This is a genomic window from Flammeovirga yaeyamensis, assembly GCF_018736045.1.
Taxonomy (GTDB): domain Bacteria; phylum Bacteroidota; class Bacteroidia; order Cytophagales; family Flammeovirgaceae; genus Flammeovirga; species Flammeovirga yaeyamensis.
In genome coordinates, this window is sequence record NZ_CP076133.1 from 2,020,951 (window position 1) to 2,044,971 (window position 24,021).

The following is a 24,021-nucleotide window of genomic DNA, read 5'->3' on the forward strand; positions in this document are numbered from 1 at the left end:
TTCTTATTGTTCGATCGTATTCTTTTGATTGATATTGATAATTACCTGATTGGAAATTAATTTTCCATCTTTAGTTCGGGCCGTTACTTTTAACTCCGTAGGCTTTTTAGTGGATTGTGCTACCATTAAACACTTACCGTTTACTGTAGCTACCGACTGATTTTTGAAGTTCGTAATCATTCTAGAATCGCCACAGTCAGTACCTAAGAATCGGTGTTCACCTTCTAACTCAAAGATAACCTCATCTTCCGAATATTTTACAGGTTTTCCCTTTTTATCGACCAACTGAGCTACAAAATGTACCACATCCGTATTATTGGCCAACATCGAAGATCTGTCTGGAGTAATCTCGATAGCATACGCCTCTCCAGCTGTTTCTAAGACAGTGGATGTAGATTTACCGTCTTTCTTACCTTTCGCGACAATCTTTCCTTTTTTGTATTTTACTGCCCACTTGTACGTATAATCTTCTTTATCTTTTAAGTATTGCTTGCCTAACGATTTCCCATTTTGGAACAACTCTACCTCCTCACAGTTAGAATATACTTCTACAATTGTTTCGTCGCCTTGTTCATAATTCCAGTGAGGATTTACATCTTGCCATACTCTTGGTGCCAACTCCCAATAGCCTTTCTTCTTCTCTACTACTTTACCATTTTCATCTACTTTATAAATCGATTTTTTGGCTGTTTGAGAATACATAGTGATCACTGGAATATCGTCTCTCCAAAGTGCCTTAAACATATAATAAGAACCTCTTTCGAAACCTGCCAAATCCAATGGACCTTCGTTAGTTACTTTTAGTGGCCATTGATGTTGACGACGTTCGCCCATATAATCTACACCTGTCCACAAGAATAAACCAGGAATAAAATCTCTTTCTTTTACCGCTTTCCATTCGTAGTAACGAGGCACATTTTCCGTACCCATCATGGCTTTGTTAGGGTACGTTTCTTTAAAGTAATCGTACTTGTGTGGCTTGTAACTAAAACCAACTACATCCAATACATCGGTATAACCCGTTTCGAAACTTGATGTAGGTAAAATACAGTTCGCTGTTATGTAACGAGTTGTATCCATCTCCTTTGTCCAATCGGCAAGTATCTTAGCTGTCTCTCCAATCGTAAAAGTTTGCTCAGGGAAATTCTCCCAAAACGCTCTTACTTCCTCAGGAGTGTGAGGAGGAATTTCTGTTCTCCACAACGTCCAGTCCATTTTATCGTCCTTGTTCGTTTCCTTAAAGATACCTGTTGCACCACGGTTACCAGGGTACGTCCACTCAATTTCATTACCAATCGACCATTGGAAAATACTTGGGTGATTTCTACTCGCTCTCATCACATTTTTCAAATCCGTTTCAGCCCAAACTTGGAAATGTTCAGAGTGACCTCTCGTAATATAATCTACATCCTTATCGTGCATATTGAAACGCTTGTCTTTTGGCAAATCCCACTCATCATAAAACTCGTTTTGTAACAAGAATCCCATCTCATCGCAAAGGTCTAAGAATTCGTCTGATGCTGGATTATGTGCCGAACGAATTGCGTTACATCCGCCATCTTTCAATTTTTGTAACCTTCTTCTCCACACGTCTTTTGGTACAGCTGTACCCACAAGACCCGCATCGTGGTGAAGACAAACACCTTTAATTTTAATGTTTTTACCGTTCAAGAAAAAGCCTTTGTCTTTATCAAATACTGTGGTTCTGAAACCAAATGTGGTAAATCTTTCCTCTAGAACTTCATCTCCTCTTTTTACAATAGTTTTTGCTTTGTACAAATTCGGATCATCCACATCCCAAAGTGCAGGATTTTTTACTTCTAAAGACTGAACAATTTGTCCTTTCGCTTTCGCTGATAATTCAATCTTAGAGGATGTTGTTTTGACTACCTCATTCTTTGCATTCAAAATCTCTGTAATCACCTCGGCAGAAGACGTCTTATCATAATCATTTTTGATATCGATTTGAAGCTGAACCGTTGCACTTTCTTTTTCTACTTTTGGTGTCGTTGCAAAAATGCCCCAAACCGGAATATGCATTTTGTCGACCACTAAAATCTCAACATTTCTATAAATACCCGAACCTGTATACCATCTAGAATCGGCATATCGGCTATGATCTACTCGAACAGAAAATCTATTTTCTTGTCCCTTCGGTGATAAAAGGTGAGATAAATCGTAGTAGATAGGTGCGTATCCATAAGGGTGATTTCCGATCTTCATTCCGTTAATCCAGAAGTCGGCATTGTTGTACACCCCATCAAAAATGATGTAACACTTTTGATGATCTTCGATAGGCGTATCAAAAATTTTAGAGTACCAACCTATCCCTCCTGGAGAAAATGCTGTACATCCTTCCAAATCTTCAGAAAAATCCAGCTCGATCGACCAGTCATGTGGTAGATCTAATTTCCTCCATTCTTTGGGAGAGTATGTAGTTAACGCGTATTCAGGTTGATCTGATAAAGTGAAATACCAATCATCATTAAAGCTTTGTAAGTTCTTGTTTTGTGCAAGACCTACTAGGCTAAATAAAAAGTATAAAATTGGTAAAATGATAATCTTTTTCTTCATTTCAATTTCTTTAAGTTGTATCAAATTGTTTGTTGCGTGAATGCACCCTAAATGCATAGTGTAAAATTAGAGCAAACTGTACGGGGCAACGTGACTCTCAGAAAATGAAATGTGACTGATTTACATTTTTACCTATGTTACTATACGTTCAAACGCAGATATACAAAATCAGTAAATTGCGATTTATAAAACTCTAGGAATGAATTAATTGATATAAATTAAAAATTCACCTACCGATAAAAGTTACTTTAAGCTTACTTGTACATACCTCACCTCCAAAGGTTGCATCACAAAGTTAGCTTTAGATGAAGTCCCTTCAATGATGTTTTTAATCTTCATTTTCTTTGAAGATTTAATATTGATTTCTTTCTCAGAGTGCCCCACATTCACAATAGAAAAGATCGCTTGGTCTTCATTTACTTGATGATATCTCCAAATACAACTTTGGTTGGACAATTCGCTTTGTTCTTGTACATCAAATGGCTTTTTGATTGTAACACTTGCCAAGGCTTGCTTCCTAAACTCTTTCAAATCATCTACAAAAACAATCGAAGATCCTTTTAGAGGAGAGAGTTTTCGACCATATTCATCCGTCAGAATACTTTCTTTATCCATTACAATTTTACCGCCTTTATCGATGTAACTTTGCAAAGCATCTCTTTCTTCTTTGGTTACATTCGGAGTTTTTCGAATAAGGATCACATCCCATTGATTATGATTTTGCTCTTCTAAAATTCCTTTGGTGGCAAAACCAATGGGGAAGCCATCGAACAATACACTTTCGTAAGTCGCAAACACATCGTCCATATACAATTTTACGTTAATAGCCGAAGTTTCCGACTGAAAAACTCTGATGGGTTTTCTTTGTTTCTGAAGGGCAGCAATGGATGCTCCGTTGGCATTTAAATCGGCAAAAGTCAATGTAATTTCGTTAAGCACTGAAGGCATCTGAGTGATCGATGCAGCATATCCTTTTGCTTCTTTTCGTAACGATCCGTCCAATCCTCTAGGCCAAAACCAAGTTTGTACGGCATTCATTCCGAAAGTGGTTGCCAACCAATAGGTGGCTCTAGCATACTCCGGTTTTAAGTACAAATCTCTAAATCGGATCGTCGAAATAAAATGGCACTCCGAATTGAACATCACTTTCTCTGGGGAAACGGATTTCATAAAATCGTAGCTCATGCATAATTGTCGGAAATCAAAATAGTAACGTGCTTTCCAAGGTTCTGCTTTTTTGTTCCACATATCACTATAGGTCGCCCCTGCATCATTTCCTATAATTGAAGTCAGACGAGTCATGTATTCTAAGTCGATACCGTGTGTTCTACCGTTATTGGTAAACAGATGAGGCATCACTTTTATATGTGTTTTGGCGGTTGGATCGTAGTGTGTGATTTCATCATTTAAGAACTTAAACCACTCATTTCCTCTAATTTGATTAAATCGACACCAATCGTACCACTGTGCTGTTCCTAGTAACTTCTCATCGATGGGAACTTCAATCGTCACCTCATCAAAAGAAGTGAAATTGCTTCCCCAAACCGCATTTAATTGATCTATATGCTGATGCTTCTCCTTGAGATATTCCTTAAATTTCTGATGCGTAAACGTTGAAACTGCTCCTGTATCCCACTCTCCTTTTTTTGTATGCCAATGTGGTTCGTTCACCAACATATAGCCTAACTGACTGTACTTTTTTCCTTGAATCTGTGGGACTGTATTCTTAAAAAGTAAGTCCAATAATTTCTTTGTTTCTGGGTGATCGATATCGTAATCAAAATACCTTCTTTTACCAATTGATGTCTCCGGATATTGCTTCGTAAACCACTTTGGTGGATTTTTATGATTGATAAAAACAAAGCCTGCAGTTTTACTTAGCTTATTCTCAATTTCACTTACTAATTTAGGCTTCAAATCTCCCTTCGAGTCAGTGATGTAAGCCGTCGACATAAACAATCCATCTAACTGCCCATGATAGTCAGTAGTAAATTTATCCGAAGGTTTCCAAGAATAATCGGCTAAGAATACGGGTTGGTTTTTATATAAAATATCGTTCTCTTTTATTTCTAAATTGGCCCAATCGATCGCTACCGACTTTTGCTTTTTAATCTCTCCTTTTAATGCTTTTTGTAAGGATAATTGGGCTTCCTCGAGCATCATCAAAATCTCTTTTTCTTCTCGCATAGGTAGTTCAATAGCCACCTGATCTGCAGAATCCCTGTAGGTTTTTACCTTCTTAAATAACTCTGTATTTTTTTTAATGTTCATTCGATCCCAATCGGCAAATCGATAACAAATTTCGGCTGTTCTTAAGGTAGTTTGCTCCTTGTAAACATCAATGCCTTTTTTCTTTGCTTTTTGAATGAGTGTTGACAGTGCTTTCTTCTCTTTCTGAAAGTTTTTCTCAAATGTTTGGGCGTGTATGCCTGTAAATAAGAAGGTGATAAAGATGAGTAGTGGTAGTTTTTTTGTCATTTTAGTAAGTTATTTAATAGATCTATTTATTCAAAAATTGGGGCTGTATATACCCATAAGATTCCTTCCACAAATTAGACATTGGAGTTCCCCTTAGATTTCCCATGGTTGAAACCATGGGCTGGGGATAATCTTTATCAAAAAGACTGAAGTCTTATTGATTTTTCTCAAAATAATTTGATAACTATTCATACTTTGAGTTTATCTCTAGCCCACGGTTTCTTGGGGTTTCGGGTTTATACAGCCCTTATTTAATCACTATGATTATTTTACATGCACTTTATTCGATATTACTTTCCCATTGCTTAATTGCAAGTTGAAAATATAAATACCTTTTGGAAGTGCGTTCACATCAACCTTCACACCATCTCCTTGATGATCAATTGTTTTTACTAATTGACCTAGGCTATTGAAGATACTTACCGATTCGATGTTTGGTCCTACCACATTTACTTCATGTTGTGCTGGATTAGGGAAGATCTTGATGTTCAATCTATCCAATTCTGCACTTGTAGGTGCATCACTTTCTACCGTAATCATGTCTTCCATTAATTTGGTGTCATCACCCGCTTCGTTGCTTACTTTTAAGCTCACATCGTACTGACCAACTTCGGTATACGTATGCTTCGGATTTTGCTCTTCTGATGTATTGCCATCACCAAAGTTCCAGAACCAAGAAACAATCTCACCAATAGACAGGTCGGTAAACTGAACGGTTAATTCTCCTTTGCCTGTTGTTGGATCTGCTTCAAAATCGGCAATAGGAGCTTCTAGTGGTTCTTCAATAACAGTCACAAAGTTTTCTTTGGTTTCTGTAGATTCTCCACCTGCATTTTGTACCGTTAATGTTACCGTATACTCACCCAATGCGGCATAGGTATGTGTTGGGTTTTGAACTTCTGATGTATTACCATCGCCAAAGTCCCATGCCCATGATGTTGGCGTTTCTGTTGATTCGTCTGTGAAGCGAACCGGATCTCCTAAAATCGCTTCCTCCGTATTTACTGAGAATGCTGCTGTAGGAGCTGGAATCTGATTGACCGTTATCAAATCTTCTTTTACGATTTCGTTGCCTCCATCTGCATTTTGGGCCATCAGTTTTACAGTATAGGTTCCTACTTCTGTATAAATATGTGTGGGATTTTGCTCATTAGAAGTCGACTCGTCGCCAAAGTCCCAAGCCCAAGATGTTGGTGTATTGGTCGACTGATCTGTGAATTGAACGGTCAAAGGCACTGTACCTGAGGTAACGTCTGTTGTGAAGTCTGAAACTACTGGATTACCTGCAATTACATACGCTTCTTTCGTTTCTGTCGATTCTCCAGTTACGTTTTTCGTTGTCAGCTGTACTGTATATTCTCCAGCAGTTTCATAGGTATGGAAAGGATTCTTTTCTGTTGATGTATTGCCATCTCCAAAATCCCAAGCCCATTCTGTTGGATCATTTTCTGATAAATCAGTGAACCTCACCACCAACGGTAATTCGCCAGTTGTTCTATTTACCTCAAAATCTGATACAGGTGCATAAATCATTTTTTCCAACTGAACAACCATTGTTTTATGCTCCTCAGTCGTAATATATTGACCAGTTACTTCTTTAAAATCTGCCAATGACACTTTGTAATCGATCACCGTACCCACACTAAATCCTTGGAATACGGTTAAACCTCTCACGTCAGAAAGTTGTGTCTGAGACTCGTTTAAGATTACCGTTGCACCTTGTACAATCTGTCCGTCTAAATCTGTTACTTCAACCATGAAATCAGATGTTTTTTCTTTCATGACCACATTTACGGATACGTCATCATTTTCTACGGTAAATGCAGAAGTGATGGTGTTGTAACCGTCTTTCATCACAGTAAATACTTTGTTAGAAACAGCAGAGATCATTAATTCTGCTTCGCCTAACATGTCTGTCATCAAGTTGTCGAAATTCGAAGTTGATATTTCCGCTCCATCAACCGCTTGGTCTTCTTCATCTTTTACAGTGATTGTGACCGTTTTCTCCTCTTCAGGAACGTATTCGCTTAATGGAGTCACTTTAAAATCATCAACATACATTGTTCCTGTACCAACCGTGTATTTATTGAAACGAAGTCCAACCCATTCCAAAACAATATCGTCTCCTGCAGGTAAAGTCTGATTTTGCATAACCGTTACCCACTGATTCTTAGGTAGCTCATCTAAAGCAATTAAATCTGTTTGTGCATTGCTCACATCGTACTTATATACCGTGGCGATATTGTCTAAAGTACAGTTTTCGTCGATCCAAACTTTCATGCTAATCACATAATCCTCTGGCATTACTTTAGGCTGTTGGATAGATGTTTTAGGCGATAAGTTTTTGTTACCTGTTGCAATCACTTCATCGACTACTGCTTTGATACTGTAGTTTCCTCCCCAAGATTTTTCGTCTGTGAAAGTGTATACTCCAGAAGTATTCGACCACTCACTTTGTTGCTCTTCGAAACCGTAATTACATGAGTTCAAAAATGCTGATGGGTTAGAAACACATCCTTCTTCTTCTCCTCCATCTTCGATATCGTTTGGATCGATAATGCGAATATCGTCGATATAAAGCGTGGCATGATCGCCCGTATTTCCGGTTTGTACTTGTAGGTTTACTCTCAAGTCTTCACGAATTGTACCCGCTTTGAAAACTGTTTTTAGTGTTACCCACTCGCCTTCTGCAATAGAAGAAATATCGAAGTTAACGGCTGTAGAAATGTTGATCAAACGGATGGTGTTGATCGTGCTGCCTTCTTCTTTATAGACTTTCATTGAGAACTCTAAGTCTTTATCATTTGGCAATGGAGCCGATAATTTCTCCAAATACGTACTTTGGTTTGCACTTAATGGGGCATCGTGAGTGAAACGCATCACACGTTTTCCATGAGGTGCACCATTCATCTCTACAATTGAGAATGCTTGCGCACTGATCCAATCCACACGAGTTTTCGTACCGTCTCCATTTAGATCCAATAATGTTGGACCTTCGAAACTATGTAAATGAGAATTGACTAAGTTGATGTCTCCTTCTGCATTTGGAACATCTTTAGCCACTTCTGTCTCCTCTCCGCCGTTATCCGATTCGAATTTAATAAGTTCGATATCATCGATAAAGAAGTATTCTTCAGTTCCCGATGGGTTCAAATCAGATTCTCTCACACGAATGGTGATCTGACCATTACTTGGGTCGCTTTCTTTGTTGAAAGTGAAGTTTTTCGATAAGGTTACCCATCCATCAGCTTCTGTAATACCTGAAATATCAAATTGATGAATGATATACAGACTCTGACTCATGTTGTCTTTTAAAATGATATCGAAAGTGTTGACTCTATTGTTTTCCTTCGCTTTCACTCTCACATTCAATTTATAATCGCCTTGGTTCATATAAAGTGATTTTACTGGTGAGTGAGCAGCCAAAGTAACGCTTGATGTAATGTTCGAAACATCCGATAAATCTAAACTTCTTTGTCCGGTATGCATCTCCTCTCTGCTATAAGCTGCACCATTTCCTAATGTCCAGTTTTTCTCTGTGCCATCGATAAATGCACTTCCTTCAAAGCCGTACAAAACAGGGTCTAATCCAGTAAACTGAAGTGGAATTCTTTCTTCAATTTCGATATCATCGAAGTACACTTCGGCAAAAGAGCCGCCGTCTGTATCTCCCGGTTGGATCACCAAAGAGAACGTACCTTCTGATGTTGTCCCTGGTAGCATATCAAAATTAAAAGCTACTTCTACCCATTCTCCTGTTCTTACATTGGAAACATCGAATGGATCTAAACTCTTACTTGGGTTTTTGAAATTCAAACGGAAACGATTCAAACCACTACCCGGCTCTACAAACATTTTTGCTTTGAATGTGTAATATCCATCGGCCAACCTTACCACACCACCTGGAGCGTGTAAAGATGCATTGGCTGCAAGTGGAGAGTTGTATGAGAATTTCAAACTATGATCTCCCGAATACGCTTTTGTGTCTACAATCTCATGATAATCGGCATTCAACGTCCAACGCTTGGCCGTACCGTCTACAATGGCAGGACCTTCGAAACCAAATAATGTTGCATCAAGAGGTAATTCTGATTCTGGAACCGATGGAAGCGGTGGAATTTCCGGACCTTCTGTCATCCACATCAAGAACTTGAAACCGGCGCCATACAATTCGCCTTTTTCTACTACCTGACGCTTCATATTATCTTCCAACTTTAAAGCGATTTGATAATACTCATCATAATTTGCCGCATCTTTGTCCGACAATTGGTTATCTAATTCTAGAGGATCCTCTACCATATCGATAAGGTAAGGTTCTTCTTTGTTGTTCAATACGAGCTTATAACGTTCTGTAGCTACACACATCCACCAGTTTCCGTCTTGTACGATCAATACCGTATCTTCGTCGGTAACCATTTGTTGGTCTCTAGTAAATAATTCCGATTTATCTTGACCATCGATATCGTCCATCGAAGGCAAATCTGCCAATGCCAATAAAGTCTGTCCCACATCCGCATTTGTATGAGGAGTGGTGACGATTTTACCTGCATCGATTTTCTTAGGGTAACGGATCAAGAATGGTAATTTTGCTGATCCATCGTACGGAAGACCTTTGTTGATTCTACTCATCTCGAAAAGCATATCACCGTGATCGGACGAGTACACAATAATTGTGTTGTCTAGCTGACCTTTCTCTTCCAAGAAGTCTAACATTCTACCAACGTTATCGTCTACTGCAGAAAGCATCCCCCAATATTCTTGCATATAGAATTCATCGAATTCTGCATAACGTTGCGAACCATGCCATACGTCGTTATTGTTTCTATCGTTTGCCCAATGTGGTCTTTTGATAATACCTGCTTCATCTTCCTCTGGTGTTACATACGTTTGTTCGTAGGTATAAGGAGCTTGGAAGTCTACATTACGACACCAATCTTGATATTCTGGAGCTGAGTGGTTTGGTGTATGAGGATCTGGAATCGAGATCATCAAACAGAACGGATCGCCATTGTCTACATCTTGTTCCATAATTTCTATGGCTTTGTTGGTGTAGAATTCAGTGGCATAAATCCAGCCATCGCCAGGCTTACCATTTTCACCCCAGTTGTAAGGAGGGTTACCGTCCTCGTCGTACCAAGTCCAGTGTTCCTTTTCAATTCTCCATTCGATGTTATCGAAACCAAAGTTTCTACCTGCACCCCAAACTTGCGTTTCCGGATCGTCTTTTCCTTCTAAGTGCCACTTCCCAACGTAAGCTGTTGAGTAACCATTTTCTTTAAAGGCATCGGCAAAAGTTTTTAGTTCACCATGCATAGGTCGGTCGTTACGTGCCGCACCCGTTACAAAAGGATAACGCCCCGTCATTAACGATGCTCTAGAAGGTGTACATGTTGGAGAAGTTGCATAATGCTTTGTACTTACTGCTCCCTCCTCCCCAATTCTATCTAAATTGGGAGTAGGAACATTTTCTGTAGCCGCCCATGGGTTGTAATAATCTTCGTTGGATATGTTTCCACTACCCATGTCTAATTCTCTATACTTCCCGATAGTCTTAAAACTATGTTCGTCAGTATGAATAATTAGTACGTTTGGCTTTTCTTGTGCTACTACAAAATGTGAAAAAATAAGGGCAATAGTCCCTAGAAAAAGTCTAAAACTTTTCATCATATTGTTTTAGTTATGTAATAATTAAATAATTTTTGATTCTTGAGAGATCGGTCTGCTTAATAGTCTCTGTAATAGTTATGTGTCATCAAGAACCTACAGATAGGTATTCCCTGTTAATTCATTGTTTCATTTCATTTCTTTTTATAATGTGAAAATTACGCTTTTAATGATCCAAAGGTATTTTGATTCTCCCCGAAGCAGGTTGTTATTAGTGAAAATGATGTTTTTATTAGTCAATACTTATTCAGCATCAAAAGAAACATTTGATAAACATTTCTACTCAAACAATACCACATAACCAGCTCATTAAGAAGTACTTACCCTCTGCATCAGATAGCATTAAAAATTGAACTGACCGACACTTTCTTTTTATTTACTTAGAAAAACACTCCTATTTTAATTATTGTAGTTCTTCGCTTTTGATAATCATAAATATCAATTGAAATGAATAGAATAAAGCAATTATTACTTATTGGTGGGGTGACTTTATCGTCGATGACGTTGCATGCCCAAAACCCTTTTACCGATCCGAACAACAAAGAAGGATGGGTCTTGAATGAATCTGTGAGTGATGAGTTTAAAGGCAACTCACTCGACAAAGACAAGTGGATTGTTCAGGGTGAAAACGACAACTACGAGAACAACTTTAAAGGAAGAGCCCCTTCTCAATTTGTGCCACATGCGGTGAGCGTAGAAAATAACGAATTGGTAATTACGACTCGATGGGAACCCGGCTTTAACTTCCTTAAAGGGAAACATAAAGGATATAAATTTGAGAACATCACGACAGGTGCGATCATCTCGAAAAGTAAGTTCAAAGAAGGCTATATGGAGATCAGATGTAAAGCTGCTGATGGTCCGTTATCAAGTGCTTTTTGGTTTACTGGAAAAGGTGGTGAGTTAGATGTTTTTGAGATCTTTGGGAAGTACCCAAAAGACAAGCATCATGAGAAAGTCTATCATACTTCATTCCACGATTGGAGCAGAAATCCGAAAGATCCCTTATTTGGTAAAACAAGCTGGGACAATAAAGTACAATTGCCTTTCCGATTATCGGAAGATTACCATGTATATGGCTGTGAATGGAACGAAGACTTTATGAAAATCTTTATCGACGGTCATTTAGTCCGCTACATTACTAAAGAAGAATTGGGTGATAAGTGGGTAATGAACAATGAACAAAAAGTATGGGTGGACAATGAGGTCTTCCCTTGGAAAGTTAACCCTAAGAAAGAAGATATCCCTGCCGACGGTTTAAAATTCAATATCGATTATGTTCGAATTTGGCAAAAGAAAGGTGATGTAGCCTAAGGCATACAAACAACCTGAAAACCTTTTATCAAATGCTAGTTTCGAAGAAGGTATTGGCGATTGGGAAACAACAGGAAAAGTGAAATTGATGACGAAGAAAGGTAGCTTTGATGGCCAAAATCACATCAAATTATCTCCAAACAGCGAAGCGACAATTTCTAAGACCATAAAATTGAAGCCGAATACGACCTACATTCTATCAGCCTATGCTCGTCTTCCAAATTCTGATGGGAAAACGATCTATGAAAACGGTTGGTTGGGTGTGAAGAATTACGGTGCAGGTCAGCAACCAATAATCAAGTACTTTAAGAACGATTGGTACAGACAGTCGATCTTGTTTACAACAGGAAGTAATGCCAATAAAACATTGGTGTATTTCACGAATAAGTGGAAAAAACATGAGGTACGTGTGGATCATTTTGAGTTGATCGAAAGTCCATCGTTAAAGGATAGTAGCATATAGCAATAGATAATTTTTCTGAGACATCAGAGAAGTTAGGAGAGTATAAAAAATCCCACAAGACCTATCATCTTGTGGGATTTTTTTGTCTACTGTACCTCGTATCATAAGCCCCGGAATTAATTCCGGGGCTTATGATACATCCACATTTTTTTATTTACTAATTCACTTGTTTAGTATCTATTTTACCTCCAATGATACAACTAAAACGATACTCACCAGATTTCATCAAAAACTGTTTCTGTATGTGAGTTAAAGTTCCACCAAGGGCGGCTTGTCTTAAACCGATATTTAAAGTATAAAAATCATCTTCAACTAGTTTGTACTGATGCGATGCCTTTCTAATTTTTGAAGCCGAATAAGGCCAAATAGAAAACTCTAGTGTAGGTTCACCTTGTACAAATAATTCGGATGAACTGTTATTCGAAAATTTTACCCAATCTGTATTTGTTCTATTTCCATTTTCTTGAGGCTTCACATAGGCATAATACAAATCGTCTGTTTTGAGTTGATACAAACGCTTTTGACCACTTCTGTTCCTATCGATATAATTTCCATAAGGACCATTTCCATAAAAGGCCGTCTGATTTAAGCTTTTATTGATACCCATAGTCAAACCAAAATTAATAAGGTCGGGAAGGTCGTTATTGGCATTTAGATGCATATCTATTTTCACCCCTTCATTTGATATGATATAGGTAAGGTGAAGGTCCACTTTATCTTCCATTTTATGATGCACATTGACCTCCACTTCGCCTCCTTTCAATGGGTTTGAAGTGATGTTTGTAGACCATTTCTGATCTATATCTTTCCAGAATTTAGTTGATTGACGCATAGAATAAGCAGATGATCCTCTCATGTCATTATCCGTCAATGGTCGCCAAAAGTTTACCTTAACAGGTTGCTTTAAAAATTCTTCATTTTTGATTTGATAAGATGTCAATTCTCCAGTTTTCTTAGAGAACACAACATGCGCATTTTCACTCTTAACGATTAACTGATCCGCTTTTTCTTCAACTTTAAATTGATCTTTTGAAGCTCTTTTGTTCTTTACAACAATTGATTGATGTTTACTTTGATAGATAAGTTGAGTGCTCCCTACTTCACTCCCGGCCTTACACCATAATCTATCTTTTTTCTCTAATAATTTGATGTTAATTAGATACTCTGCATCGGATTTGATGAGTTTCTTTTTGATGGGAAGTGTAAAGGTCGATTCCTCCCCTGCCATTACATCAATTTTATCTAATTCAGTAGTCTGTATCGCTACTCCATTTTCTAAAAGTTCTACTACGAATTGATAGTTACTAAATGAAGAATCATGGAATCTATTTTTAATTTTCACCACTCCATTTTCTTTATCCTCCCATTGGATTTCGAATGGTTGAAAAACATGTTTCATTTCGTAAGCATGAGGATGAGGGGTTAGATCTGATGCGAAAACACCATTCATACAGAAATTTTGATTATTAGGAACATCACCAAAGTCCCCTCCATAGGCATAATAGGATTCTCCTTTATCATTTTTTGTGACTAACCCTTGGTCTCTAAAATCCCAGATAAATCCTCCTATAGTATTTGGTGTTTTTCTGATGTAATCCCAGTATTCTCCAAGGCCACCCATAGAGTTGCCCATTGCATGCATATATTCACACATTACAATTGGTCTTTTAATATATTCGCTTTTCGACATGTTCACTACTTGCGACAAATTAGGGTACATTCTACTCACCACATCTACGTATGGAGGGTCGGTTGGATTCGCCATTGCTGGAGATTGCCCAATATCAAAGCCCTCTTGATATTGTGGATGGGTCGGGTCCCCTTGTGCACCTTCGTAGTGGATAAATCTTGAAGGATCAAAATCTTTAATCCAGGCGGCCGCTGCTGCGAAAGCAGGACCAGTTCCCGCTTCATTACCTAGCGACCAAGAGATAATACTTGGATTGTTCTTATCTCTTTCCACCATACGGTAGACTCTACTCATTAATGGCGCAATCCAAGACGTTTTATTTGGAATATATCCTCCTAAATGATGTGTTTCTATGTTGGCTTCAGACATGACGTACAAACCATATTTATTACACAATTCCAAGAAATAAGGATCGTTCGGGTAGTGAGAAGTTCTCACTGCATTGATGTTGAAACGTTTCATTATTTTCACCTCTTCTTCCATATCCTCTCTCGTGACTGCTTTTCCTCTTACAGGGTGATGATCATGTCGGTTAACACCTAAAATTTTTGTTGGAATATTATTAATTAATAGTGCTTGATTGTTATCAAAGGCTACTTTTATAAAACCTACCTTTTCGCTTCTTGCTTCTAATAATTCCCCTTTCTTGTCGTAAAGAGAAATGACTAAAGTATAAAGATTCGGATGTTCTGCAGACCATAACTTTGGATTCGTAAAAGTCGCTTTTAAACTAGGTATAACAGGAAGATCTCTTTGAGGCCAACGAACATTCACTACATCATCCGCAGAAACATCTGATAGTGTTTCCACTAACTCTTTTCCGTTATCATCAAATAGTTTCCCTTTTATGGTGTAATCCTTTAGTTGAATATGTTCCGATGCTTTCCACATTTCGGGTTCAACTTTTAGCGTAGCCTCCGTTAAATCATCATTTAAAATGGTCCTCACTCTAAAATCTGTCATTGATATTTTAGGTTGCGCCATGATCATTACTTCCCTATGGATACCCGCTAATCGCCACATATCTTGATCTTCAAGATAACTGCCATCGCTGTATTTAAATACTTGAACAGCCACTCTATTTTTACCTTTCACAAGATATTTTGTGATATCAAATTCTGCGGCCAATCTACTACCCTGACTGTAGCCTACCTCTTCTCCATTAATCCATACATAAAAAGCAGACGTTACTCCTCCAAAATGTAAAATTATATCATCTCCATCCCAATCTGCTGGAACTTCAAAATCTCTGTAATAGGATCCAACAGGATTATCTCTATAAATAAAAGGAGGCATAGGAGGTCTTGGACCTCTCCAATCGTAATTGGGTAATTTACCTTCCAAAATATGAGGGGTAAAAGGATACACTATATTCGTATAAATGGGTTGTCCATATCCCTTTAGTTCCCAATTGGAGGGCACTTCAATATCTTTAAAATTACTGCTTTTAAACTCTTTTTTATAAAATTCTAAAGGTCGTTTTTTATCATCATCCACATAGTTAAATTTCCAGGTGCCGTTGAGCATCTTCAATTTACTCTTGCTTCTATCCAAGGTTTTGGCATCCTCCTCTGAAGTGTAAGAGTTAGAAGGTACTCGTGCATCTAATTTATTCCTTTCATATACCTCTTCGTTTTCCCAAATATTTTGAGAAAAAGTTGGTATTGAAAGCGTCAAGAAGATAATGGTTTGAATAATTTTTTTCATTTCATCTATCAGGTTAGCATTGTTTATTTAAAATGATGTTACTTCTAATAGTAATCGCTTAATCAAACATAATGAATAGTGAATCCTCTTCTTTATTTACTCAGATTATTATGAGCAATGTTCAGATATAACCCCGTATTCTAAGATAATTTCAACCTCTTGTCTATATTTTGTTCAGTTGGTATTTTATGCAAATCTTAAACTTTGAGCTGTATGATTTAGAAAGGCTGATGCTTGCTTTGATTGTTGAGGGTAGAGAATATTCTTCTGAGTTTGACATACAGGTCTTATGTTGGTGGGGTGATTTTGATGGAAAGGAAGTGAGTTGGTTTCTTAATATCTATTTGATATTAAACAGAGATAAAAAAATCCCACAAGGTGTGATCTTGTGGGATTTTTTTGGTATAAGTTAATAAACTTATGGTATGTGGGGTTCTGAGTGCGTTATCACTTAATACTCAAAACATTGGGGATTTAATTTCATTATTATTAAACAAAATGACGATTAATTACATGGATAAAAAACCCCATCTTTTACATTTATTTGAGTTTTTATTTCTTCAACATCTCCTACACCATTTAAACAAACACCATTATTATTTAACCAATTTTCATAATTGGAAGCATCTTGATCTATATCAAACATAAAAATGACATTAGTTTTATCACCTATTATTTCTATATTTTCAACTGATAGTGTATTATTTTCATCAACTCTTATCTTCTTTTCAATGACGATTTCCGCGTTGATGAATTTTGTATTTTCAACTAGAACAGTATTATCATCAAAAGCATTATTAATATAAATTCCTCTTGGTGTGTTTTCCAAAACACAATTTTTAATATTAATTGTAAAATTTTCATTTATCTTCATATGCCTATTTAAAATACCATATGGCCCATTTCTAAAACTACAATTAACAATATTGTAATCTCCACTTTCAATTGTAACTAAAGTAAATAAATTATCTGCATTAAGTCCTTCAAAATCAAATTCAAAACCATCAATTACTCTTAGAGTTTTCACATGATTGAGATCTGTTATTCCAAAAACAATAGAAAGATTCATAAGCGATATATTTTCTACTAAATTACGTTCATCAATTTTTTCAAATCCATCTGAACTATAACCGCCATAAAAATTAAGAAAAGCTGAATTAGAATTAGTTACTATTGACTCTGTATAAGTACCTTTTCTAACCAAAACATTAATTGTATTATCCTCTCCTTCAATTGCAGCTTCAGTAGTTTCTACAGCTGTTTTTAAACTCGTAAACGCATTCTCCCAACTACTACCATCTCCAGTCCCAGTCGCAGCAACATCAACAAATACACCACCATGTAAATCATCTAAGGTTTTCACCTCAGTCGCTACTTCCTCTGTTTCTTCTGAAGTAATTTTAACTGCTGCTTTTACATCGTAAGCAACACCAATCTCCAAACCGTGTCCTACCGCTACTAAAGTAGTTTCGTCTTTCATTTCTGCATCCATCCAAGTGTATGCATCGTCAGCATCAGTTCCTTTTTTGTAGTAGAAACCAAGTGCAAGATCGTCGTTAGGGTCGATATCAGAAGTGAATGTTCCTTCCATATATAAACCACCTTGATTATTACTTACATCTTTAGTGCTAACGGAAAAGGTATGCGTTTTAAAATCATATTCTTCTTCAGAAAGTACTTCATCAACGTACTTCACTGTTACTTTCGAAGAGTAGTTCGCTGCCATGTCTAAGCCAGAAACGACAATTTCTAACTCTTCCTTATCTTTATCGAATTCTTTCGTCTCCGATTTTACTATTTCATCTCCTGAAATTACTTCTGTTACGATTGTGATTTTAGTATTTTCTAAAATTCCTTCTAAAGCACCGTTTATTCTGAATGAAGTAAATCCTCCATCAGCAGAGAAATTTGTTTTCACTTCTTGAGTACTTACTTTCTTTTTTCCTGTAGTGACTACGTCTTCTCCACGAATCACAGAAAAATCGTATTGGTATTCTTTTCCAGAAGTCAATTTCTCAACTTCTAAAGTATACTCCTGATTTTGTAAATCAGTAAATGTCTTTTCTGAAACCACTTCTTCTCCATCGTATAAAACGAATTTCGCAGAAGCCTCTAATGAATCTTCATAATTGGCAATACTACCTATTAATTCCAAAGAGGTATAACCAATCTTAGGATCTAAAGCAGATACAGTTACGCCGTCCATCCCATTGACAGGATCATCACCACCGTTAATTTCTTCTTCTGACTTATCGCATGATGTTGTCAGTAATAACAAGTAACCTAGTATAGCAACTAGTGTAGTTAGTTTGTTTTTCATGTTAAAAATATTTCAGTTTTAGCGAATCGATAAAAATAACCGCTGTGTAAAAAATTTATTAGTCGTATTACGAAAAATTGTCAAGTTTTTCGCAGCCCGAAAGTAGTATTTAATCAATTTATTTGAAATGATATTATCGGAGGATAATTAATATTATTTGTTGTACACAATTGATTCTGTGTATAGTTATATTTTTTATTGGTAACGAAGCGATTTGTGTAAGATATATGACACAATCCTACAAGGTCGGGAGACCTTGTACGTTTAGGGGTCCGAGTGACGCTATCGCTTAACACTCGAACCAGATTGAGCTTAATTCTCTTCTGTTCTTTGTGTTAAGCCGAAGGCGTCACTAAGAACTCTTCATAGTTTAAGTCTGCGACTTATCACCTAATACTCAGTATTTAGTTGTGATAAGTTAAAAACTTATACAATTGAATAGTTTGGCCTGCGGCTTAACATTACAAACAGTCGAGCTACAAAGCCCCCCCAAATAAACATCAACCCAAAAAGAATTCTATTCTAATTTTATCTATTTCTACGCCTCAATTATCCATCTCTACCCTCCTATTTATAATCAGTTTAAATATTTCTCTAAGAATGTTATCATTACATAAAATTGTAATGAAACTCAGGACATTGCTATTCAAATTTTATAAATTGTCATTGCATCTAATTCTACACTCTAAACATGTTACACGAGCTTCAATATATTGTCCAGCAATCTTACAAATGGAATACTCAAAATTTAAAAACGGTCTTGGTTACAGTCGTGGCTTTGGACGGTTCTTCCTATCGTAAGCCTGGTGTACGTATGTTAATCTCCGAGGAAGGCGACTTTGTTGGGGCTGTTAGTGGAGGGTGTGTAGAGAATGAAATTAGAAGACAATCTGTCGATGTTTTTCAAAGTGGACTTCCTAAAGTAATTCGCTATAATGGAAAACTACGTTTGGGTTGCGAAGGTGTTCTAAGTATTCTTATCGAACCACTTCACATTGATGAAAACAGTTACCAAGGTTTTCAAAAAGCCATTGAAAGTAGAAAAGTCATAGAATGTTACTCTTTATATTCTGAAAACGTTTTAGAGATGAGGTATTCCCAAACACGTTTTATCTGTGACGGTGTTCCTTTATTCTCCTATGACTTATCAATGGATAGTCCTCATTTGCAAAGCTTTCATCAAACATTACTTCCTATTTATCAACTCTATATTTTCGGTGTAGATCACGATGCCTTACCCTTAGCGCAATTTGCTTTGGGGAATGGATGGAAAGTAAATGTGGTGGATAGTATTCACGGAAAAGGGGAAGTGAGTTTATTTCCTGAGGAAGTCAATTATATCAAAATAAACGAAGATGAAGTGAGTCAATTGTCTTTTGATCATCAGACGGGTGTGGTTTTAATGACTCATAATTTGATTAAAGATCTACATTACCTCACCCAACTTCAACACCAAGAAATTGGCTATATAGGCATCTTAGGGGCCAAGAAAAGAAAGAAAAAACTATTACAACATTTGGAGGAATTCTCTCCAGATGTATCAAATAAATTTCTTGAAAGTATACACTCTCCATGTGGATTAGATATTGGAGCGGAAACGCCTCAAGAAATAGCCATTTCTATTATGGCTGAAATCATTCAAATTCAAAAAAATAAGAAATCAGATAGTACTCTTGATCAAGATTATCACATCACAATAAATCATGGAATTTAGTCTAAAAGTCAATAAGAAAAACTACACGGTAGATGTCGAAGCAGGCACACCTTTATTATGGGTGCTCCGCGACGAACTTCAATTAATGGGTACAAAATATGGCTGTGGCGTCGGACAATGCGGTGCGTGTACTGTTCATTTGGACGGAGAAGCACAAAAAAGTTGTCAGACTATGGTCGAATTGGCCGAAGGTGTAGAAATAACTACCATAGAAGGACTCTCAGAAAAAGGCGATCATCCGGTGCAAGAAGCATGGAAGGAAATCGATGTTCCACAATGTGGGTATTGCCAAGGTGGACAAATAATGAAAGCTTCAGCATTTTTAGCTAAAAATCCATCACCCAATAAAGACGAAATCCGAATGGCCATGCAAACAAATATTTGCAGATGTGCCTCTTATAATCGTATTGAAAAAGCCGTGGCAGTGGCTGCAGAAAAACTAACAAAATAGACATGGGAAACTCAATTAACAGAAGAAATTTTTTACGTCTATCGTTGTTAGGAAGCGGTGGACTTTTGGTAGGCTTACAGTTTGCAGGTTGTGAGAGCAAAGGCTCAGAAATGCCTGTAAATGTAGATGAGTTGGACTTTACGGCGTTTAATGCCTATATCGAAATGGCCAAGACGGGGCATGTCATTATCTATTCTCCCAACCCAGAAATTGGTCAAGGTATTAAGACCGCTATGCCAATGATTGTAGCTGAGGAATTGGATGTGCCTTGGGAAATGGTTACCGTAAAACAGGCACCTTTGAGTAACGATTTCAATCGTCAAGTGGCTGGTGGATCTCAATCCATCCGTCAAAATTTCCCAACATTAAGAAATGCCGGTGCAACTGTCAAATTGATGTTGATGACCGCTGCTGCTCAGCAATGGAAAGTGGATGTTTCAGAATGTATAGCAGAAGATGCGATCATCAAAAATTCCAAAGGCGATCAATTAAAATATGCTGATGTATTAGAAGCGGCATCAAAATTAGAGATTCCTGAGGAGGCTCCATTAAAGAAATCAAAGGATTTCAAATTGATCGGTCAGCCTATCTTAAATGTAGATATCGATGACATCATTACCGGCAAGCCTATTTTCGGTATTGACTATAAAGAAGAAGGGATGAAATACGCCAGTGTCATCATCCCTCCTTTCGGTGCAGAATTGGATAGCTTTGATGCTGCCGAAGCACTTAAAATGAATGGTATTGAACAGGTCATATCATTTGATAATAAAGTAGGTATTATTGGTAAGAACACATGGAGTGTTTTTAAAGCCAAAGATGCTGTTAAAGTAAAATGGAAGAACATTAAATCGGATCAAGATACCAAAATCATTGATCAGAAAATGGATAAGGCATTATTGGGTAAAGGAGAGAAAATAGTTTCGACAGGTCAGTATAGCAAGGCGATTAAATCAGCCTATAAAGTGATCTCTAAAACTTTCTCATCACCTTATCTACCACATGCTACTTTAGAGCCTTTATGTTTCTTTGCTGATGTGAAAGAAAACAGTGCTCGACTTATTGGCCCTACACAGGTTCCTAGAAATAGTGCTAAAACTGTGGCGGAAGATTTGGGTATTCCAGAAGAGAATATCACTGTGGAAATGACACGTATGGGTGGCGGTTTTGGTCGTCGTTTGAGTACAGATTTCACATTAGAATCCGCTCAAATTTCTGCAAAGATTAAAGCTCCCGTAAAATTAGTGCACAAGAGAGAGGACGATATGGATTCGGGAATGTTTAGACCTAAAGTAAAATATAAACTTACTGCTGGGATGAAGAATAACAAGTTACATTCTCTTGAGATTAAAGAAGCCATTACTCAAAAAAGTGGACTAAGACCATGGAATGCTAACTTTTTCCCTGGCGGAACGGTCGATCATTATCATACTACTTCGGAGCATATTGAAACCGACATCAGTACACTTTGGTGGAGAGCACCCATCACCAATTTCCTTGGTTTCTCTACGGGTAGCTTTTTAGATGATGTTGCCGAGAGTTTAAACAAAGACTGTATTGAGTTCCATCAGGAAATATTGGATGCTGCCACAGGTAAAAAATTACCTTATGCACCAAAACGCATGAAAGCAGTCATTGATTTGGTCAAAGAAAAATCCAATTGGGGTAAAACAGATGCTATTCAAGGTTTTGCTTGTTACTTCAGCCACAACACTTATGTAGCCGAGGTCTGTGAAATAGAAATGAAAGATGGAAAAGCCATTCCAACAAAAGTAGTTGCAGCCGTAGATTGTGGTATTGTCATCAATATATCTGGTGCTAAAGCACAAGTAGAAGGTAGTATTTTAGATGCGTTGGGACATTCAAGAAACTCAGAGATTTCCATTGTAAAAGGTAAAGTGCAAGAACAGAACTTTGATCAATATGCTTTAGGTAGAATGATGCAGACGCCAATTGTGGAAACTCATTTTGTAGATACAAATGAAGCTCCAACAGGTTTAGGTGAACCTGCCTACCCTCCTGCGGCAGCCGCGTTTGCCAATGCGGTTAAAAAAGCGACAGGAAAACGATGGACAGCCCATCCGTTTTTAGGTTAATATCTTAAGTTAAGTCATGTATTTTGTATGGGTGTTGTTATGCAACATCCATACAAACTTTATTCAAAATACTATTTCTTTCCATCTGATTCTTACACTACAATGTTATACAACTCCTAATGTCAATTTATATTTTAAAATTGTATTATTTCATTATCAAAGAATATTAAAATTCTAAGTTTATGTATAACATAAATTATGATATTATGAAATTATCTCTTCAATTATGGGTTAAAGTTATTTTGCTCTTTAATTTTGCATCTGTATTTTTTTAAACTATTATTTTTTCTAACTATTAAGATAACTAAACGATGAATAAGTATTTACTTATACTCTCTGCCTTATTGGTTTCTATCACGTCATTTGGTCAAAAAATCAAAAACGAAAAAGTTGAATTTCGCTATGTTCAATACCCTTCTGCTCCTTTTCCTAAAGCAGAAAGATTGTACAAAATTGAGACTGAAACTACTTCTGCTGAACGTGCAGAAGAAATGAAGAAGAATTATGAGGAAGCAAAAGCAAAAATAGACGCTAGATATGAAGCTGACTTAGCTGATTTAAGAAGACGTCAGGCACAATATGACTCTGCTTCTGCAGGTGCTAAAATTGCGACAGCTTTACTTCTTGGAGACACTCGTCCTACTGAAGCTGAGGTAAAAAAAGGATCATATCCTAAAAAGCCTATGTATCCTAAAGAAATTGACGGTAGCACACAAGTAAACAATAACATTAAGATCGAAGGTTTAACAAAATCTGATGATGCAAATGTTACGATCAAATTTTCTTTCAATGGTATGGATTACACAGATTATAAAATCGTAGGTGATTCATTAAAGAAAGTTCAATATACAATGAAAAACCCTGTAAAAATGACTGTTACTGCAGCTTCAGGTGAAGTTTTGTATGATGCATATGTGCCAGGTTCAAACGATTTCACTACTATTACATGGGGTGAAAGCACAAGTTACTCTAAGTTATCAAAAGCTTGGGGCCCTGAAAGAGAAAAGAACTATCGTAGCAACGAGAAGTCTTTACTTTCTAAAAACATGAAAGCGGCAAACAGTATCTTAAACAGCAAATTCGGTTATGTTGTTAAGGAAATGGATTTAAAAGTATTCATGGGTGCTTCTAAAAAAGACATCTACCCAGAACATGCAGAAGCATTTAGCCAAGTGTCTATGGGTTACAACATGATGGAAAATGAAGATGATTATGCTGATGCTAAAGAATACTTCGATAGTGCTATTGCAGCTTGGGAAGAAACTTTAAAAGAGAAAGATCCTAAAAACAAGAAAGCAAAAGTAAACGCAAAAGTAACAGGTGGTATGCACTTTAACTTAGCTTCAGCTTACTTGTTTACTAAAGATTTCAAGAAGGTAAAAATGCATACTACTCAACTTAAAATCTTAGGTGAGGGTAAATTCGAAAGACAATTAAAGCAAATCGATGATTTCATCGATAGCTATAAATCAAGATATGAAGCTTATCAAAAAGCTGTCGCTATGAACGACGAGCAATAAGCTAACTTCTAACTATCTCTTAGAAAGGGT

Annotated in this window: 12 protein-coding genes; 7 read left to right on the forward strand and 5 right to left on the reverse strand. The window is 37.0% G+C overall.

The window, feature by feature from the left end:
• Positions 1-3: 3 nt before the first annotated feature.
• The 3 genes from KMW28_RS27775 to KMW28_RS27785 form a co-directional block, all read right to left on the reverse strand.
• Complete coding sequence (locus KMW28_RS27775; RefSeq protein WP_169665630.1) at positions 4-2,574, reverse strand: glycoside hydrolase family 2 TIM barrel-domain containing protein; 2,571 nt, start codon at positions 2,572-2,574, stop codon at positions 4-6.
• A 243-nt stretch (positions 2,575-2,817) separates the two neighbouring features.
• Positions 2,818-5,052: a beta-galactosidase gene (locus KMW28_RS27780; RefSeq protein ID WP_169665632.1), complete on the reverse strand. Its 2,235-nt coding sequence runs from the start codon at positions 5,050-5,052 to the stop codon at positions 2,818-2,820.
• A gap of 264 nt (positions 5,053-5,316) precedes the next feature.
• Positions 5,317-10,719, reverse strand: a complete 5,403-nt coding sequence (locus tag KMW28_RS27785) for a PKD domain-containing protein (protein ID WP_169665634.1) — start codon at positions 10,717-10,719, stop codon at positions 5,317-5,319.
• Positions 10,720-11,163: 444 nt separating this feature from the next.
• On the opposite strand from KMW28_RS27785, the gene KMW28_RS27790 reads away from it, so the two are divergent.
• The gene (locus KMW28_RS27790; protein WP_169665636.1) at positions 11,164-12,030 is read left to right on the forward strand and encodes a family 16 glycosylhydrolase; all 867 of its coding nucleotides are present in this window, start codon (positions 11,164-11,166) and stop codon (positions 12,028-12,030) included.
• A gap of 79 nt (positions 12,031-12,109) precedes the next feature.
• On the forward strand, positions 12,110-12,493 hold the full coding sequence (locus tag KMW28_RS27795; protein WP_244994573.1) for a carbohydrate binding domain-containing protein: 384 nt from the start codon (positions 12,110-12,112) through the stop codon (positions 12,491-12,493).
• Between the two features lie 157 nt (positions 12,494-12,650).
• Here KMW28_RS27795 and KMW28_RS27800 read toward each other — a convergent pair whose 3' ends face one another.
• Entirely contained in the window at positions 12,651-15,890 is a 3,240-nt protein-coding gene (locus KMW28_RS27800) for a glycoside hydrolase family 2 TIM barrel-domain containing protein (RefSeq protein ID WP_169665638.1), read from the reverse strand.
• Between the two features lie 188 nt (positions 15,891-16,078).
• Here KMW28_RS27800 and KMW28_RS27805 point away from each other — a divergent pair, with 188 nt between their 5' ends.
• Positions 16,079-16,303, forward strand: a complete 225-nt coding sequence (locus KMW28_RS27805; RefSeq protein WP_169665640.1) for a hypothetical protein — start codon at positions 16,079-16,081, stop codon at positions 16,301-16,303.
• A gap of 92 nt (positions 16,304-16,395) precedes the next feature.
• On the opposite strand, the gene KMW28_RS27810 is transcribed toward KMW28_RS27805, so the two are convergent.
• Positions 16,396-18,210 carry a hypothetical protein gene (locus tag KMW28_RS27810; protein WP_183363956.1) on the reverse strand — a complete coding sequence of 605 codons (1,815 nt, stop codon included), beginning with the start codon at positions 18,208-18,210 and terminating at the stop codon, positions 16,396-16,398.
• A 691-nt stretch (positions 18,211-18,901) separates the two neighbouring features.
• On the opposite strand from KMW28_RS27810, the gene KMW28_RS27815 reads away from it, so the two are divergent.
• From KMW28_RS27815 to KMW28_RS27830, 4 genes are all read left to right on the forward strand, one after another.
• Complete coding sequence (locus tag KMW28_RS27815; protein WP_169666601.1) at positions 18,902-19,924, forward strand: XdhC family protein; 1,023 nt, start codon at positions 18,902-18,904, stop codon at positions 19,922-19,924.
• Positions 19,911-20,375, forward strand: a complete 465-nt coding sequence (locus KMW28_RS27820; protein ID WP_317171303.1) for a (2Fe-2S)-binding protein — start codon at positions 19,911-19,913, stop codon at positions 20,373-20,375. Before KMW28_RS27815 ends, KMW28_RS27820 begins: the two co-directional genes overlap by 14 nt.
• 2 nt (positions 20,376-20,377) lie before the next feature.
• Positions 20,378-22,471 (forward strand): xanthine dehydrogenase family protein molybdopterin-binding subunit, encoded by a 2,094-nt coding sequence (locus KMW28_RS27825; RefSeq protein ID WP_169666606.1) that lies wholly within the window; start codon positions 20,378-20,380, stop codon positions 22,469-22,471.
• A 311-nt stretch (positions 22,472-22,782) separates the two neighbouring features.
• Entirely contained in the window at positions 22,783-23,991 is a 1,209-nt protein-coding gene (locus tag KMW28_RS27830; protein WP_169666610.1) for a hypothetical protein, read from the forward strand.
• The last annotated feature ends 30 nt before the right edge of the window (positions 23,992-24,021 follow it).